We start from the raw sequence: 17,240 nt of genomic DNA on the forward strand, positions 1-17,240 counted from the left end.
TCGGATTACAGGTTGTTGACGCGATACTTCTCGCGGAAGCGGCGAATCATGAAGACCGATACCACATTCAGCGTCAGCGTCACGATGAACAGCACCAGTCCCAGGGCAAAGGCCGAGAGTGTCTGTGCGCTTTCGAATTCCTGATCGCCGGTCAGTGCCGCCACGATACTCACCGTCACGGTCGTCATATCTTCCAGGGGGTTGGCGGTCAGGTTGGGACGCATGCCAGCCGCCATGACCACGATCATGGTTTCTCCCAGGGCCCGCGAAACGGCCAGCAGCGATGCCGAGATGATGCCCGGCGCGGCCGCGGGTACTACCACGTTGCGTACCATTTCACTCTTGGTGATTCCCAGCGCCAGGGCGCCTTCGCGCAGGCTATTGGGTACCGAGTTGATGACATCGTCGGAAAGCGAGGAAATGAACGGAATGATCATGATGCCCATCACCAGCCCCGGCGCCAGCGCATTGGAATATGAAGCATCCAGCCCGAACAATCCGGCGATATCCACCACCAACGGGGCCACGGTCAAGGCCGCGAACACGCCATAGACAACGGTGGGGATCCCCGCCAGCACTTCGATGACCGGCTTGGCCGCCTTGCGAACGCGCATGGGTGCGAACTCGACCATGTAAACGGCTGCGCCCAGGCCAAACGGAATCGCCACCAGCATGGCGATCAAGGTAATCATGAATGTCCCGGCAAAGAGCGGAATCGACCCAAACTGAGCGGCACTGCCGCCTTCGTCGCCCCGCCCGGCGGCGGATAGGAAACTTGCCCCTGGATTCCAGGTCGTACCGGTGACGAAGTCCCAGAAGCTGTGCATCTGGAAGAAACGTAGCGCCTCGCTGATGATCGACAGCAGAATGCCCAGCGTCGTGAGAATCGAGATCATCGCTGCGGCGGCCAACAGCTTACGAATCACTCCTTCAATAGCGCGCCGGGCATGAAAATCGGAGCGCACCTGATTCAACCCCATGACCAGGCCAATCAAGGCAATGACCAGGCTCGCCGCCAACAGATAAGACGTGGGGATCTCAGCCCCCATCAGTAATAGGGCGAAGGCCCCCAAGGCGCTGACCAGAAGCGCCGGCCCGGCGGTAACGAGTACCGCAAACCAGGCATATTGATCCGGCTGTGCGTGCATCAACGTACCCGCCGCGCGTACACGCGAGGCTTTCGCCCGGCTCAGGATAAAGGCCACTCCGCCGAGTCCCACGAGGACTGCACCAAACAGCAGGAAGACGATATTCGTCGACATATCGGTCTCTCAGACAAATGTTGCTCCCTTGGGAGCCACTACCCCCTAGGGCCCATCAAGCAAATGAGCCGGCAGCGAGAGCTGCCGGCCACTTCATAGGTCCGCGGACGGCCTTACTGCAGGTCGCTGAGCTCGAGGCTCTCGCGATTTTCGACATCGCTGCGCGCCTGCTCACGCGCATCCTTGGGCAAAGAGATGAGCCCTAGTCCCTTGAGATAACCCATCGGGCTAATCATCTGCTCGCTCATGAACAAGTCGACGTAGGGATACACGGCCGGCACGTTGTCGGCATGCTGATTCTTGACATAGAAGAAAAGTGAGCGTGACACCGGATACTCACCGGAGCTGATGGCGTCAGGCTTGGGCGACACACCGTCGATGCTCGCGGCCGTCAGGGAGTCGGCATTTTCTTCAAGGAAGGAGTAGCCGAAGATACCGAACGAGGTCGTGTTCTCCTGGAGGCGCTGAACGATGAGGTTGTCGTTCTCGCCAGCGTCGACATAGGGACCGTCCTGACGGATATCGGTATAGCCCTCACCGCCGTATGCTTCCATGTCCTCGGAAGCGGCTTCCATCACCAACTCTTCGAAGGCATCACGCGTTCCGGAGGTGGTCGGCGGGCCGTATACCATGATCTCGCGGTCCGGCAGCGAGGAGTCGATATCGCTCCACTTGGTGTAGGGGTTGTCGACCAGCTCTCCGTCCTGGGGCACCTTGGCGGCCAGTGCCAGGAAGAGCTGCTCGCGGGTGAAATTGACCGGCTCATTGGCGTTGGACTCGGCGAACGCAATGCCGTCATAGCCGATTCTAGCCTCGGTGATATCGGTCACGCCGTTTTCCTGGCAACGCTCGAACTCGGAAGGCTTCATGCGGCGCGAGGCGTTGGTGATATCCGGCGTGTCCAGGCCTACCCCGTTGCAGAACAAGCGCAAGCCGCCACCTGAGCCCGTGGACTCGATAACGGGCGTTGGATAATCGGTGGTCGCGCCGAACTCCTCGACGACATAGCTAGCGAACGGATAGACGGTGCTGGAACCGACGATACGTAGCTGTTCGCGTTCCTGCGCTTGAGCGACACCCGCGACGCTCATCACGGCAGCGGTCAGTGCAGTGCTCTTCAAGACACGGCTCTTGAGGATACGGTTCATGCGGGTAACTCCTGTCGATGAGAGTGTTCAACCTTCGCGACACCTAAGATGCCCAATGAAGATGACAGCTTCATGACAGGAGTGAACGCATTTTTCCCTAACGACTGGCGACTGCTTCTTCGCTTGCGCTCCCGCGTAGCGCTCGACCGGCCAGCAAGCGCACACCAATATTGCCCAGCAACGAGGCACCGAGCATCGTCAACACCGTCGGCCAGGCACTGGCGATTTCGAAGGCCCCCACCAGCATGCCGGCGAACGCACCACTGGAAAATTGCAGGCATCCTTGTAGAGCCGTCGCCGTGGCACTCATCTTGGGGAAATGATCGAGCATCGACGACATGGCGTTCGGCGCGATCAGCCCCTGCATCCCGACGAAAATGACCATCAACGGCGCCACGTTGTAGATCGAATCCAACCCCGAGAGGATCAACGCTACCAGGGCCACGCCAGCACACAGTTGGATGCCCAATCCAACGACGAGGTTCTGCTGCGGGGTACGCTTCTTCAGCAGATGAATGTTGAGCCGATTGGAAGACGCCATGACCAGGATGTTGGCCCCGAACACAAAGGGATAGACCGCCGCCGATAATCCGTAATGCTCCATGTACAGATAAGGCGAGCCGGTGATGAATGCGAACATGCCCGCGAATGACATCGACACCGCACAGATATACCCCATCGCCTCGCGATGACGAATCACGTTGGCATAGTTGCCCAGCACCTGGCGTGGCGACGGCGCATCGGGATCGCGCCCGTGGGTCTCAGGAAGCTTGGTGCCAAGAAAAAACAACAGGAATGCCGCGTACAAGGCCAGAAACAGGAAAATCGACTGCCAATTGAAGATACCCAGCAGCACGCTCCCCACCGTGGGCGCCACGAGCGGCGCCAGCATCAGGATCATCGCCATGGTCGACATCACCTTGGCGGCCTCGCGCCCACTGAAACAGTCACGCACGATGGCCGCCGAGTTGACCACACAGGCGCCACCCCCCAGTGCCTGGATGAACCGCAATCCCCACAGTGTCTCCAGGGACGAGACCTGCATGATCCCCAGGCTGGCGAGCAAGAACACCACCAGGCCGGTCAACAGCACCGGGCGCCGGCCCAAGCGATCCGATAGCGGCCCACACAACAGTTGTCCGATGGCGAACCCGAACAGGAACACGCTCAGCGACAGCTCGGTATGATGAACGCTGGCGTTCACCGCCTCGGCAAGCGTGGGCATGGCAGGCAAGTAGGCATCGATGGCAAAAGGCGCCAAAGCGGTGTTAGCCGCCACCAGGAAGGCCAATCGCCGCGCATTGATTTGAGTCACGACATCTCCCGAAAAACATACGTCGACGCACCGATGCCCTGAAGGATCGGCACTCGATCATGAAGAAGGCTAAAGGCTAGTACGCTCATCATAGCCGATAACTGTTGCGCTGGGGACCGAGTACAGACCGTGTGTCCATAAACCGCAACAATCCCGCGCCATCATGGCAGTCACCTTGCAGCGCTCGACAAATTTTTTCACGAACCTGCATGCCTTCAATCTCACAAAACGACAGGGACTGCCCACCATGCGCGTTTCTTTGCTCCGCCGTTTACCGCCCTTGACGATCCGCTCCATCAGCATGCTGGTGCTGGGTGCATTCAGCATGATAGTGGTGGCCGTCGGTTTGCTGGGAGGGTATGCGCTAAATGTCGGCCAACAAGCCTTCGACACACTCGACCATCTCAACGCCGAACGCACCACCGTTCTCGATGAAGTCTATGTAGATACATTACGTGCCCAGTTGGCCATGAACCGGGCCGCCTCGCTGATCGAACGGCCGTCGTTCGATTCTCCGGGGCCGGTCCTCGACGAAGCCGAAACCTTGATGAACCAAGCAAGCGATGCCTTCGAGCGCCTCGACCCCGCATCTTCCTCGCCCGAGCTCGAGGCGTTGGGTCAACGCTTCCACTCGCTGTTCAATACCGGAATGTCCCTACAATTGATGCAGCTTCAGGAGGCCAACGAACGACTTTCAAACGGTGACAACGCGGCACGCGATCTCAGCGGCTATCGCTCCGGCCAGTCGCGTCTACACGATATGAATGCCGCCTTCATGGAGAGTGCCGATGCCTTCAAGGCCACTAGCCAGCAGCAAGGCACGGCCCTGGTCGACGACTTCGGCGTCATGGCTAACACGCTACGGCTATTGATCGGTGCAGCCATTGTCACCTCGCTGATCGCTATCGCGCTTGTCATGTGGGGCATTACACGCCGCGTGGTGGCACCACTCAACGGGCTGATCGAACATTTCGAGCGCATTGCCGAAGGGCGTCTGGATAGCCCGGTCACTGCCCGTGGACAACGCGACGTTCGCCGCCTGTTCGAAGCGCTCGATGGTATGCGCCAGCGCCTCGCCGCCAACGTCGGCGAGGTGCGTACCCGCAGCCAGACAATTCACCGCGATACCCAGCGCATTGCCGAAGACAGCCAGACCTTGTCCGCGCGAACCGAGCGGCAAGCCGCCGCTCTGGAAGAGACCGCCGCCAGCATGACACAACTGACAGCTACCGTGGGGCGCAACACCGAACACGCCGAGCAAGCCGTTACCCTGGCCGCCACGGCCTCGCACTCGGCCGAACGCGGTCAGACAGCGGTTTCACACGTCACCACCACGATGGACAACATCTACACCGATTCGCGTCAGGTCGAGGATATCGTCGCCATGATCGACTCGCTGGCTTTCCAGACCAACCTCCTGGCGTTAAATGCATCGGTCGAAGCGGCACGTGCCGGGCAACACGGCAGAGGATTTTCGGTCGTCGCCAATGAGGTCAGGCGCCTTGCCAGTCAAAGCGCCGATGCCGCACGCGAGATTCGCACGCTCACCGACAACGCCCGACGCAATGTTGAAATCGGGCGCCAGCGCGTCGCGGAAACCGGCGCCACCATCGGCGAGCTCGTCGCGTCCGTCGAACAGACGGCACAGCTCATGCGCGACATTGCCGACGCCAGCCAGGAGCAACATCAGGGCATTGAACAAATCGACCGCGCCATCGAGCAATTGGAACAACTTACCCAGGACAATGCCCACATGGCCAGTCAAGCCACGCATGCTGCCACGACGCTAGGGAAGGAAACGACCCGGCTTGAAGCCTCGGTACGCGAATTCGTGCTCGAGGATACCGACGTCAGGCCCACCGCCTCGTCATCGCACGACATCTCGCCGGCCTCTCGGGACAGCACCGCCTCCACAGCGACTCAGCCCCCGGCACTCACCACCGCCGTATGACGCAAGGCACATGTCTCGAGTAAATGACCCGAGGCTTTCAGCGGTGCGCCTTGGAACAATCCTCGTCGGATTTCTGCTCTTCGAGCAGGTCGACCAGCGGCTGGAACTCGTCACGGTTATGATCGCTCATGCGCATGAGGATGCGGTGTGCTTCGAGGATGCGTTGCTGCAGGTCATGCTTGTCGGCATTCACTTGGGGAAGCTCATCGAGACTCGCTGGCTCGGTGAGCGGTGCCTCTAGCAAGGTGAAGTAGCGCGAAAACCCCATGACGTCGAGCATGCGGCGCACATCGGGATGCTCAGCGACGATGGTCGGCGGCTGCTCGAGACGCCCCTGGACAGCCATCGCCACTTTGGCCAGAAAGCCCAGCGCCGAGGAATCGACATTGGTCGCCTCGCGCAGGTCGATCATCACCGCGACAAGGCCCGGACTCTCGGCCACACGCTGCGCCTGCTGATCGAGCGTCGCGCATAACGTCAGACGCACGTCACCACTGAGCTTGAGCACGAACACACCGGCGTCGAACGCCGCCTGAATACGCCCTTCATGCATGGTCGAATCCACTCAAAGTCATCATGGTGAGATCATCCGGCAATTCATCGCCCAGCACGAATCCGTCTTTCAACGCGTCCACCGAGTCACAAGCGGCAATCCGGTGTTTCAGTGCCTCGAGACGCTGATCGAGGGTATCGCCGCCCAGGCACTCCAGGATGCCATCGGAGCAAAGCCAAAGGCGGAATCGTTCCGGCAATGTACAACCATAGGTGGGGAACTCGACATGGGGAAACAAGCCCACCGGCGGCCCCACGCCCTCGAGCACGCTGACGTCGCGATCCACTTGCAAAAAGGGCATCGGCATCTGCGCGCCGAGCGAATAGTGGAGATAGCGTTGCTCATGGTCAAGCACCCCGGCAAACACCGTGGCATGTTTGCCGATCCCCGTCTCCAACAGCTCGCGGTTGAGCTCCGTCAGGCAGCGTGCGGGGAAGGTCTCAGCCTCCTGCAACCGCCACTGAGTCAGCCAACGATTGCTGAGATACTTGAGCAGCACGGTTACAAAAGCCGACGACGCCCCGTGCCCCGAGACATCGACGAAATAAAAGAAACTGTAGCGCGCATCGCAACGCTGAAAGTCCAGAAAGTCGCCCGACAGATAAAGCGACGGCGCTAGCCAGTAATCGGCCCTCACCCCATGCAGCGTTATCGGGCTGGCAGGCAGCAGCTTACGCTGGATCTGCCAACCGGCCTGCTGGTCGAGCCGTAACATAGCCAAATGAGTTTCCAGGCTTTCATTGAGCTCAGCCAGGCGTTGGCGGTCGCGTGCGTGCTCCTGGGCCAACCGATGATGTTCGATGGAGCGCTCGATCAAGCGACGCAAGATATCGCCATGGCATTCCGGCTCAACCAGATAGTCGACCAAACCGGCGTCCACGGCCTGCAGCAGGTCGCCGTCGAGGCGTGTCTCGCTGATAACGATGGTCGGCCAGCGTGCGGCCAACATGGTCCACTCATCCCGTGCCACCGCTCGCACATGGGCGACTACCAAGGCCACGTCCTCGGGTAACGCGTCTACCGACGTCGTCGTCAATACGGCAAACTGCCCACTTCCAATGAGACGCGCCAGCGCATCTCGCGATGCGCCGGGCGTGTCGAGCAGACCGATCAGAGTACGTGCGTTGGCCATGCGAGGGCCTCGGGATCAATCGGCGAAGGCGTCTTCGTCGTATTCGAAATCGTCGCCGAAGTCACCACTGGCGAAGGGGTCTTCTCCCGTTTCACCGTCGTTGACCTCATAGCGCCGGTTCTGGAGATACGCATCACGAATGAAGCTGTAACGATCGCCGCTAATCAACTCTTCGCGGTCGAGAAGTCCCGCTCGGGTATCGATGAGATCGACGAAGCGCAAACCATAGCGCACCGAATCTTCTTCGACATAGGTTACCGGGTCGGTATACCAATCCACGGGTAATCCCGAGGCATGGCGCAACGTGCGTCCGCCCAGCACCGGCAAGACCACGTAAGGGCCTTCGCCGACGCCCCAGGTGGCCAACGTCTGGCCGAAATCTTCTTCGCGTTCGGCAAGGCCCATGCGTGATGCCGGGTCGAGAATGCCGCCGATCCCCAGGATGGAATTGATCACGAAACGCCCGGACGCCAAGCCGGCGTTGGCCCACTTCCACTGCAATACGCTGTTGACCGTGGTGCCGATCTCTCCCAAGTTGCTGAAGAAATTGCCAACCCCCGACTGAACCGGCTCGGGGGTTACATAGTCATACCCTTGAGCGACGGGCTTTAACGCATAACGATCCAGTGTGTCGTTGAAAGCGAACACCTTACGGTTATACCCCTCCCAGGGGTCGTCGGGATTAGCGTCCGTCTGGCCCTGCGTCGCGCAGCCGCTTACCGCCGCCGCCATGCATGCCACGGCCAGCCACTTGGTCATTTTCATCAAGCCTTTACCTTCTGCAATAATATACTGCCCGCACTGTAGCCCGCTCCGAACGAACAGACCACCCCAACATCCCCCACGGCCAGATTGTCGCGATGCAGATGCAAGGCGATGATCGAACCGGCGGAACTGGTGTTGGCATAGCGATCGAGAATCACCGGCGCCTCGCTTTCATCGGGGTCGCGCCCCAACACGCGCCGTGCGATCACATCGTTCATATGTCGATTGGCCTGATGCAGCCACAACCGCTTGAGATCACGGGGTGCCACATTCTGCGCTTCGAGGTGTGCGCCAATCAATTCGGTCACCAGCGGACACACTTCCTTGAAGACTCGACGACCATCCTGCACGAATAACTTGTCGGCGACGAACGCCGGCTCGGCGTCGACTCTGTGCTCCGTCACCCGGTCGAGAAAGCCGAAATTGTTGCGAATCGCGTTCGAGAAACGCGTCACCAGGCGCGTGCTCATGATCTCGAAGCGCTCCTCCGCTTGCGCCACATCGTCGGCCTCCAGCAGGACCGCAGTGCACGCATCACCGAAGATGAAGTGACTATCGCGGTCACGGAAATTGAGATGCGCCGAGCAGATCTCAGGGCTCACCACCAACACACGCCTGGCACTGCCGGCACGGATTGCATTGTTGGCCACATCGATGGCGAACGTCGCGCTGGAGCACGCCACGTTCATGTCAAAGGCGTGCCCATCAGCGCCCAATGCTGCCTGTACCTCCACGGCAATGGCCGGATACGCGCGCTGCAGGTTGGAACACGCTACAATCACCATATCCAGCTCGCTGGGCGCAACCTCGGCATTGGACAGCGCCTGGTGCGCCGCTGCCACCCCCATTTCGGCCTGCACGCAGAGCTCGTCATTAGCGCGTGGCGACAATTGTGGGCGCATGCGGTCGGGATCGAGGATCCCCGCCGCTTCGACCACGTAGCGACTCTGAATCCCCGACGCCTTGACGATGAACTCGCTGCTCGAATGTTCGAGTGGCTCACGGTGTCCGTCGCGAATCGCCTCATGATGGCGCGCGTTTTCACGGTCCACCCAGGCATTGAACGAGGCCACTAACGTCGCGTTGTCGATGGCATTGGGGGGTGTGTAAAGCCCCGTTCCGGTGATGGCCGCGTGCGTCATGAGCGTGCTCCCAGGTGCGTTTGACGTGTAGACGTTAGGGGCGCGGTGTCACTGCTGACGTCCCGTCAGCTCCGCCCAGCGACGTTCGAGGCGCTTGACCGAGACCGGCGCCAGAGTGCCGAGCTGCTGGGCGAACAACGACACCCGCAATTCTTCAAGCCACCAGCCGAACTCAACGAACTGCGGATTGCGGCGTCCCTCGCGCTGATCGGCATCGCGCCGCGCGTGCAAGCGCTCCTCGAATTCGTGTACCTGATGCATGGCCGCCTGATCGCGATTGCGTTCACGCGGTGCCTTCTCGAGCCGGATCAGCGCCGCCTGCATATAGCGCGGATACTGCTCGAGCCAGGCCTCGGCATCGCTGATGAAACCGGGATGTACCAGGCGGCTCATCTGGGCTTTCAAATCACTATAGACCAGAGCCAGGGACAAATTGAGGTTACCCTTGAGTGCCTTGGTCACCTCGAGATGCCCTTCCAGGGCCTTCTGGAGGGTCGCGACCAGGGATTCGGCATGCGCGACGAGGTCGCCGCGCGTAGCCTCGATGCGCGACTCCAGGACCTGACGATCGCGCGGCAATGGATCCACGGCGACGACTTGCAGGAAGACCGCTTCGATCAGGTCATCGACGAGTTGTTGCTTGCTGCCCACCTTGGCGAACAGCAACGCACAGCGATCCACGCCCTCGAGCTCGCGGGCAAGATAGCGCACCTGCTCGGGCAAGCGCAGCATTGCCGCGCGCTTGATACCATGACGGTGCACCGCGTACGCCTTGTCTGGATGATCGAACGATTCGATGGCCAGGCTATCACCCTGATCGACCAGCGCCGGATAGGCCTCGACGCGAATGCCCGCCTGCTGAGTGGAACGCGATTCGGGAATCGCCTGTTCCGGTAGTTCCGCCAAGGCCTCGGCCGTCGGCCCGCTCGCCGCCAGTGCCTTGGCGCCTTGACTCGCCGCCTCGTCGAAACGCTGCTTGAGAGCGCCCAGGTCGCGTCCTTCGCCAAGTATCTTGCCATCGTGATCGACCACGCGCAGATTCATGACCAGATGCGCCTCGAGGGCCTCGGTGTGCCAGTCATCGGGGCCCAGGCGCACGCCGGTACGCCGGCGCAGGAACTCACCCAGCGCCTCGGTCAGCGGACGCTCATCGGGCACCAGCGTTGCCAGGGCGGCATCCACCCAATCGGGAATCGGCACCACCTGGCGGCGAATCGCCTTGGGTAGCGTCTTGAGCAACGCGATGCACTTCTCGCGCAACATTCCCGGCACCAGCCATTCGAGGCGTCCTTCGGGGAGTTGCGAGAGCATCGCCGCCGGCACCGTCAGAGTCACGCCATCATCGGGCTGCCTGGGCGCGAAATGATAGCTGAGCGGGTAACGCACGCCATTGTGCACCAGCACATCGGGATAGGCCTCTTGCGTGATCTCTTCAGCGTCACGCGCCATCAGCGTATCGCGGTCGAGCTTGAGCACCTCGGGGGCCTCATGCTCGGCTTTCTTGCGCCAGCGCTCGAAGCTGCGAGTACCGGCGACGTCCGCCGGCAAGCGCGCATCGTAGAAGGCGAACAGCGTCTCCTCGTCGACCAGGATATCGCGCTTGCGGACGCGATCCTCGAGCTCCTCGACGTCGTCGATCAAGGCACGATTGTGCTGGAAGAAATCAGCCTGGCTGCGATATTCACCCTCCACCAGAGCGCGGCGGATGAAGAGTTCGCGCGCTTCCGCCGGCGCCACCTTGGCGTAGTCGATGCGCCGCCCGGTGACGATGGGCAGGCCGAACAAGGTGACCTGCTCGAAAGCCACGACCTGGCCACGCTTCATTTCCCAATGCGGTTCGCTGTGGCTGCGCTTGATCAGATGCTCGGCCATGGGCTCGACCCAGTCCGGTTGGATGCGCGCCACATCACGCGCATACAGCCGCGAGGTTTCTACCAACTCGCCGGCCATGACCCACTTGGGCGTCTTCTTGGCCAGCCCCGAGCCGGGATGAATCATGAACTTGCGATTGCGTGCGCCCAGATACTCGCGATTTTCCTGCAGCGTCCCCAGGTGCGAAAGCAGCCCAGAGAGCAGCGCCTTGTGCAGGCGTTCACCGTCGACACGAGGATGCGCCGTCGCGGGGGCATCTTCCTTGGGCGGCAGCACCGCGCTGGAAGATTCGAGCCCCATGTCACGGGTCAATTGCTTGAGCTGGCGAAAAGTATCGTGCCACTCGCGCAAGCGCAGATAACTCAGATAGTTGTCACGACACCAGCGCCGTAGCTGGTTGCCGGACAAGGTCTCGCGCGCATGCTCGACGCCATGCCAGAGGTTCAGCCAGGCCGTGAAGTCGGATTCGGGGTCCTGCCACTGGCGATGTTGCTGATCGGCGGCCTGACGCTTGTCGGCCGGGCGGTCACGCGGGTCCTGGGCGGCCAGTGCGCTGACCACGATCAAGGTTTCGCGCAGGCTGCCATGCTCGGCGCCGGCCAGCACCATGCGCGCCAGGCGTGGGTCGATGGGCAAACGGGCCAGGCGCCGCCCCAGCTCACTCAGACGATTCCCGGCATTCACCGCCCCCAGCTCATAGAGCAGGCGATAACCGTCCTTGACGAAGCGCGAGTCCGGCACATCGACGAAGGGAAACGCTTCGATGTCGCCAAGCTTGAGTGCCAGCATCGACAGGATCACCGAGGCCAGATTGGTGCGCTGGATCTCGGGTTCGGTATAGGTCGGCCGCGCCAGGAAATCTTCCTCGCTGTAAAGGCGAATACACACACCCTCGCTGATGCGCCCACAACGCCCCTTGCGCTGATCGGCACTCGCCTGGCTGACGGGCTCGATGGGCAGCCGCTGGACCTTGGCGCGGTAGCTGTAACGACTCATGCGCACCAGGCCAGGGTCGATGACATAACGAATGCCCGGCACGGTCAGCGAGGTTTCGGCAACGTTGGTGGCCAACACGATGCGGCGCCCGGTGTGCGACTGAAACACGCGATTCTGCTCGGCGTTGGAGAGTCGCGCATAGAGCGGCAGGATCTCGGTGCCCCGAAGATCGGCACGCCGAAGGGTATCCGCCGTCTCGCGGATCTCGCGCTCGCCGGGCAGAAAGATCAGCACATCGCGCGGCCCGCTGAACCAGCCTCGCTCGCGCTCGATGGCCTCGACCTCTTCCACCGCATGCAGGATGCCTTCCTGCAGGGAGCGGTCTTCCTCGTCGGCGGCATCACGGACCAGCGGCCGATAGAACACATCCACCGGGTAGGTGCGCCCCGAGACCTCGATCACCGGTGCCGGCTTGCCTTCACGTCCAAAATGTTGACTGAAACGTTCGACGTCGATGGTCGCCGAGGTAATGATGATCTTGAGGTCCGGGCGCCGTTCGGTGAGACGCTTGAGATAACCGAGCAGAAAGTCGATGTTGAGACTGCGCTCATGAGCCTCGTCGATGATGATCGCCTCGTAGCGCTCGAGATCCGGGTCGTTCTGCGTCTCGGCAAGCAGGATGCCATCGGTCATCAGCTTGACCAGCGTGCGCTCATCAGTCTGGTCGGTGAAACGCACCTGGTAGCCGACTTGCGCCCCCAGTGGCACTTCCAGTTCTTCGGCGAGACGCGTGGCAACGGTACGCGCCGCCAGACGCCGTGGCTGCGTATGGCCGATCAGGCCACGCCGCCCCAGCCCCAACTCGAGACACAGTTTGGGCAGTTGGGTGGTCTTGCCCGAGCCAGTTTCTCCGGCCACCACGACAATCTGGTGTTCGTCGAGCGCCGCCAGCAGGTCATCACGGCGCTCGACCACGGGCAGCTCTTCGGGATAACGCAGGGTCAGCGGCTGGGCACGCCGCGCCGCCAAGGCCTCGCGCGAGCGCGCCAGACGGGCTTCGATCTCGCGCAGCGAACGGTCGATGGGTTTGCCACCCCGCGCGCGTCCTACCAGCTTGTCGAGACGCCGCCCCTGATCGCGGGCGTCGCGCAGCAGGCAGTCGTCGAGTTGCGCGCGCAGGTGCGCCAGTTGATCGTGGGCATCGCTCGTCGGTGTCGTGCTCAAGGGCGCCTCATGAAATCAGCAAAACGGCTCGCCTCCACAGGAAGGCGAGCCGTCAATTGTAACGCCAAGCCCGACCTCACGCCTATGTTGCCCCGTCACCTGGCGCCGATTCTTTGCTGTCCTGGCTATCGCGTAGCTCGCGACGTAATACCTTGCCGACATTGGTCTTGGGCAGTTCATCGCGAAATTCGATGAGCTTGGGCACCTTGTAGGCGGAAAGTTCCTGCTTGCACCAGGCGCGCAACGTCTCGGCATCCAACGCCTCGTCGCGGCTCACCACGAAGAGCTTGATCGCCTCGCCGGAGGCATCGTCGGGCACGCCGATGGCAGCGACCTCGATCACATCCTCGTGCGTGGCCACCACGTCCTCGACTTCGTTGGGATAGACGTTGAAGCCGGAGACGATGATCATGTCCTTCTTGCGGTCGACGATACGCACGTAGTCGTCTTCCTGAATCACGGCGATATCACCGGTGCGGATCCAGCTCTCGGCGTCCAGCGTCCTGGCGGTATCCTCGGGGCGATTCCAATACCCTTTCATCACCTGCGGGCCCTGCACGCACAACTCGCCGGGGTCGCCCCGCGCAACCTCTTCGCCTTCGGGGCCGATCACCTTGATCGAGGTGCCCGGCACCGGCTTACCGATGGTGCCCAGTTGAATACCGTCCGGCGGATTGACGCATACGATGGGCGAGGTCTCGGTCATCCCGTAACCTTCCAGGATCGCGCAGCCCGTCACCTCTTCCCAACGTTTCGCGGCGGCCTTGGTCAGCGCCATGCCACCGGAGATAGTCAGCTTGAGACGCGAGAAATCCAGGGCGCGGAAGTCTTCACGCTGGCAGAGCGCATTGAATAACGTATTGAGCCCCACGAAACCGGTGTAATCGGTCTTGCGCAGCGTCTTGATGAAGCCGTCGATATCGCGCGGATTGGGAATCAGCACGGTATGATTGCCGGTGATCATGGTGAACAGGCAATTCACCGTAAAGGTGTAGATATGATAAACGGGCAACGGCGCGATGATCGTCTCGCGCCCTTCCTCGATCAGCCCGGCGATCATCTGTCGCGTCTGCAGCATGTTGGCGATCAGGTTGCGATGCGTGAGCATGGTGCCCTTGGCCACGCCGGTAGTACCACCGGTGTACTGCAACACGGCCACATCGTCGGTCTGGCATATGGCGGCGTCACTCGATTGCCCTCGCCCGCGTGTCAGAGCATCGCGAAAGCGCGTCGCCTCGGGCAATGTGTAGCGCGGCACCATCTTCTTGACGTGCTTGACCACGGCATTGATCAGCGTGCGCTTGGGAAAGTCATGCATGTCGCCGAGCTCGGTCACCAAAACGTGACGAATCGCCGTGCGCGGCAGTATTCGCTCGAGCTTGTCGGCCATGTTGGCGAGAATCAGGATTGCCTTGACGTCGGCATCCTGAAATTGATGTGCCATCTCACGCTCGGTATACAGCGGGTTGGTATTGACCACCACCAGCCCAGCGCGTATGGCGCCGAAGATCGCCACAGGAAACTGCAGCACATTGGGCAACTGGATAGCGATGCGATCCCCCTGGACGAGATCGGTTTCCTCGCTGAGCCAGGCGGCGAAATCCCGCGAGAGGCGTTCGAGCTCCGCATAGCTCAGCGTTTGCCCCATGCAGGTAAATGCCGGCTTGTCGGCGAAGCGCCCGCAGGTGTGGACGAACACCTCGTTGACCGAGGCGAACTCCTCCATTCCTTCGAGAGGCGGACCGGAAACGACCGGCGAGGTGGCGTGGCTCATCATATATCTCCGCTGACCGAATCGACTTCAGAGGACGCCGATATTTATTATTGAATCTCGCGCCTGGGTGATGCTGAAAAAATACAGGCTCTCCGCAAGATAGCGCGACACAAGCGACTACACCAGCCGGCTCGGCGCACATGATGAAACATTGTTCGATAATCTGTCGGACAACATCCTTGGTGGATCCGTTTCCGTTATAACAGGTCAGCAGGAATTAAAACACTCGATTGAAACTAACGTTCAATAGCGATCATCGACACATATCCATAAAAAACGGTTCACGAGGGCCGGAAGACAAAAAAGCCCCGGCACCATGCCGAGGCTCTGGATCTTGTCGATGGTCATAACTGCGGTTCGTGCCGCTGACGATGACGACGCCGGCGGGAACGCCGACCCAGCCTCCACAAGAGTGCCAGCGCCAATAATAGCGCGGCGAACACCGCCCAGGTCGTGGGACGCTTGGCGTAGGGTTCGACATGCGGTCGCAGCGCCTGCCACTCGTCACCGGCCTTATCCCATAACGCGCCGGCCAGGGTGATCAAATTGCCCTCTTCGCGCGCATCGCTTTCATCCTCTTGAATGGTGGCAGCATCGTCGTCCGGCAACGCTTCGGCCCGCGGCCCATCGCCATCGACATCGGCCCCGGAGACGCCGATACGCGCCTCGGGATTGAGGCGTAACGCAGGCAAGGCAATGGACCAGGTGCGATCATCGAGTGTCACCGACACATCAAGATCCAGCGGCACCGATTGCTGGGGATCGACCTCCGGCAGCGCTACCTGCCATGTCCGCTTGCCATCGGGCACCACGTCGAGCGTTTCGCCCAAAAGGTCCGCCGATATCTGCGTGTTGTCGACGTTCAGGCGCGGATGCTGCGCTTCCAGGGTGACTTGCGTGGCGTCGTCGTTCAGCGTCGCGGTCACGGGGGTGACGACATTGACGCCCTGCACGCGCTCGCGCTGCCATGAATCGCTATCGGCGTTAAGCACCAAGCGAGCATTGCCTGTCTCCTCGGGCGCCGCCAGCGTACCCGTGAAGTGCCCATCGCCACCCGCTTTCAAGGACGTGGAGGCCAGCGTTTCGTCATCGAGCCCGCGCAACTCTCCCCGAAGGCGCACGTCTTCCGGCAACGTATCGCCCTCGAGGGTCTCACCCTCACGGGATAGCCAGACATCCAGCGGTACATCGAAGCCCAGATACAAGGTCGGTGGCAAAGTATCACTGCGCAATTGCAGCGGCGACTCGATGCTCACGCGGCTATCGCGTCCCACCGGCCCTTCGATATGCCACTCGCCCACCTGCGGTTCGGGCACGCGGATCAGGTCATAACGCGGGTTGCTCTGCCAGAGCATGTCATCGGGATGATCGTCTCGTGTATAACGCGCACCGTCGGGACCGACCAGAGCGATCTCGGGCGCGTCCTCGTCGTGAAACAGCAGCGCATTGAAGCCCTCGACCTCGTCATCGACATCGAAGCTTCCCTTTTCAAGCGGCAACTGGTCGCTGGGAACGATGCGCTCGAGCACATCGAGAAACGCCCGCAGCAATGCTTCAGGCGTTTCGGCCACCGCCGCCAAGCCACCTGTCGTCTGGGATATCCGCTCGAGCAGCTCGCGATCCACGTTATGCGAGAGCGCAATGGTATGCACCACCACATCGCGCGAGGCAAGCTCAGGCGCCAGCGAGGCCAACAATGTCTCGCGCGACGCCGTATCGCGGGTGCGTTTTTCCTCGCCACTCCCCGGCAGATCGACCATGCCGTCGGTCAACAGCATCACATGGCGCTTGCCCCCCGGCGCATCGGTGGCATCACGCAGCACCCCTTCGATATCCGTGAACTGCTGATAGTCGACCAGTTGCGGTGCCAGCGACCGAGCACGCTGCCGCCATTGGGCGTCGACCTTTCCGTCGGGCAAGGGATTGCGCACCTGAGAGCCGAATGTCCACACCGAACCACGCGCCTGCGAAGGCAACAAGGTCGCCGCCAATTGCAGGGCAGAGGCTCTCAGGTTGCCGGGATCGTTGGCTTTCATGCTCCCCGAGACGTCGAAAATCATGCGGACATCCGGCGTCCGGGATGCGGTGGAATCCTGTGCCCAGACCAGGGGCGGGAGCCCCCCAACAATGCACAACAACAGCAACGTGAACAGCGCTCGCATGACC

General features: G+C 61.3%; 11 protein-coding genes. 1 reads left to right on the forward strand and 10 read right to left on the reverse strand.

Annotation, left to right across the window (positions count from 1 at the left end):
• Window positions 1–5: 5 nt before the first annotated feature.
• The 3 genes from pstC to OP496_RS00870 all read right to left on the reverse strand — a co-directional run bounded on the left by pstC (window position 6) and on the right by OP496_RS00870 (window position 3,725).
• Complete coding sequence (gene pstC, locus OP496_RS00860; RefSeq protein ID WP_280561434.1) at window positions 6–1,262, reverse strand: phosphate ABC transporter permease subunit PstC; 1,257 nt, start codon at window positions 1,260–1,262, stop codon at window positions 6–8.
• Window positions 1,263–1,375: 113 nt separating this feature from the next.
• Window positions 1,376–2,410, reverse strand: a complete 1,035-nt coding sequence (locus OP496_RS00865) for a PstS family phosphate ABC transporter substrate-binding protein (protein ID WP_280561436.1) — start codon at window positions 2,408–2,410, stop codon at window positions 1,376–1,378.
• 97 nt (window positions 2,411–2,507) lie between these two features.
• Window positions 2,508–3,725, reverse strand: a complete 1,218-nt coding sequence (locus OP496_RS00870) for a Bcr/CflA family multidrug efflux MFS transporter (protein WP_280561437.1) — start codon at window positions 3,723–3,725, stop codon at window positions 2,508–2,510.
• Window positions 3,726–3,972: 247 nt separating this feature from the next.
• Here OP496_RS00870 and OP496_RS00875 point away from each other — a divergent pair, with 247 nt between their 5' ends.
• Entirely contained in the window at window positions 3,973–5,676 is a 1,704-nt protein-coding gene (locus OP496_RS00875) for a methyl-accepting chemotaxis protein (RefSeq protein ID WP_280561438.1), read from the forward strand.
• Window positions 5,677–5,713: 37 nt separating this feature from the next.
• Here OP496_RS00875 and OP496_RS00880 read toward each other — a convergent pair whose 3' ends face one another.
• The 7 genes from OP496_RS00880 to OP496_RS00910 form a co-directional block, all read right to left on the reverse strand.
• Entirely contained in the window at window positions 5,714–6,229 is a 516-nt protein-coding gene (locus OP496_RS00880) for an STAS domain-containing protein (protein ID WP_280561439.1), read from the reverse strand.
• Window positions 6,222–7,361: a SpoIIE family protein phosphatase gene (locus OP496_RS00885; protein WP_280561440.1), complete on the reverse strand. Its 1,140-nt coding sequence runs from the start codon at window positions 7,359–7,361 to the stop codon at window positions 6,222–6,224. The genes OP496_RS00880 and OP496_RS00885 overlap by 8 nt, the downstream gene beginning before the upstream one ends.
• A 15-nt stretch (window positions 7,362–7,376) precedes the next feature.
• Window positions 7,377–8,126 (reverse strand): VacJ family lipoprotein, encoded by a 750-nt coding sequence (locus OP496_RS00890; protein WP_280561441.1) that lies wholly within the window; start codon window positions 8,124–8,126, stop codon window positions 7,377–7,379.
• A complete protein-coding gene (locus OP496_RS00895; RefSeq protein ID WP_280561442.1) occupies window positions 8,126–9,268 on the reverse strand; it encodes a beta-ketoacyl-ACP synthase III in 1,143 nt (380 codons plus the stop codon). The genes OP496_RS00890 and OP496_RS00895 overlap by 1 nt, the downstream gene beginning before the upstream one ends.
• A gap of 48 nt (window positions 9,269–9,316) precedes the next feature.
• Entirely contained in the window at window positions 9,317–13,300 is a 3,984-nt protein-coding gene (gene hrpA / locus OP496_RS00900) for an ATP-dependent RNA helicase HrpA (protein ID WP_280561443.1), read from the reverse strand.
• 82 nt (window positions 13,301–13,382) lie between these two features.
• Window positions 13,383–15,077 carry an AMP-binding protein gene (locus OP496_RS00905; protein ID WP_280561445.1) on the reverse strand — a complete coding sequence of 565 codons (1,695 nt, stop codon included), beginning with the start codon at window positions 15,075–15,077 and terminating at the stop codon, window positions 13,383–13,385.
• Between the two features lie 341 nt (window positions 15,078–15,418).
• Window positions 15,419–17,236, reverse strand: a complete 1,818-nt coding sequence (locus tag OP496_RS00910) for a vWA domain-containing protein (protein WP_280561446.1) — start codon at window positions 17,234–17,236, stop codon at window positions 15,419–15,421.
• Window positions 17,237–17,240: the final 4 nt, after the last annotated feature.

Source organism: Chromohalobacter sp. 48-RD10 (assembly GCF_029889785.1).
GTDB lineage: Bacteria > Pseudomonadota > Gammaproteobacteria > Pseudomonadales > Halomonadaceae > Chromohalobacter.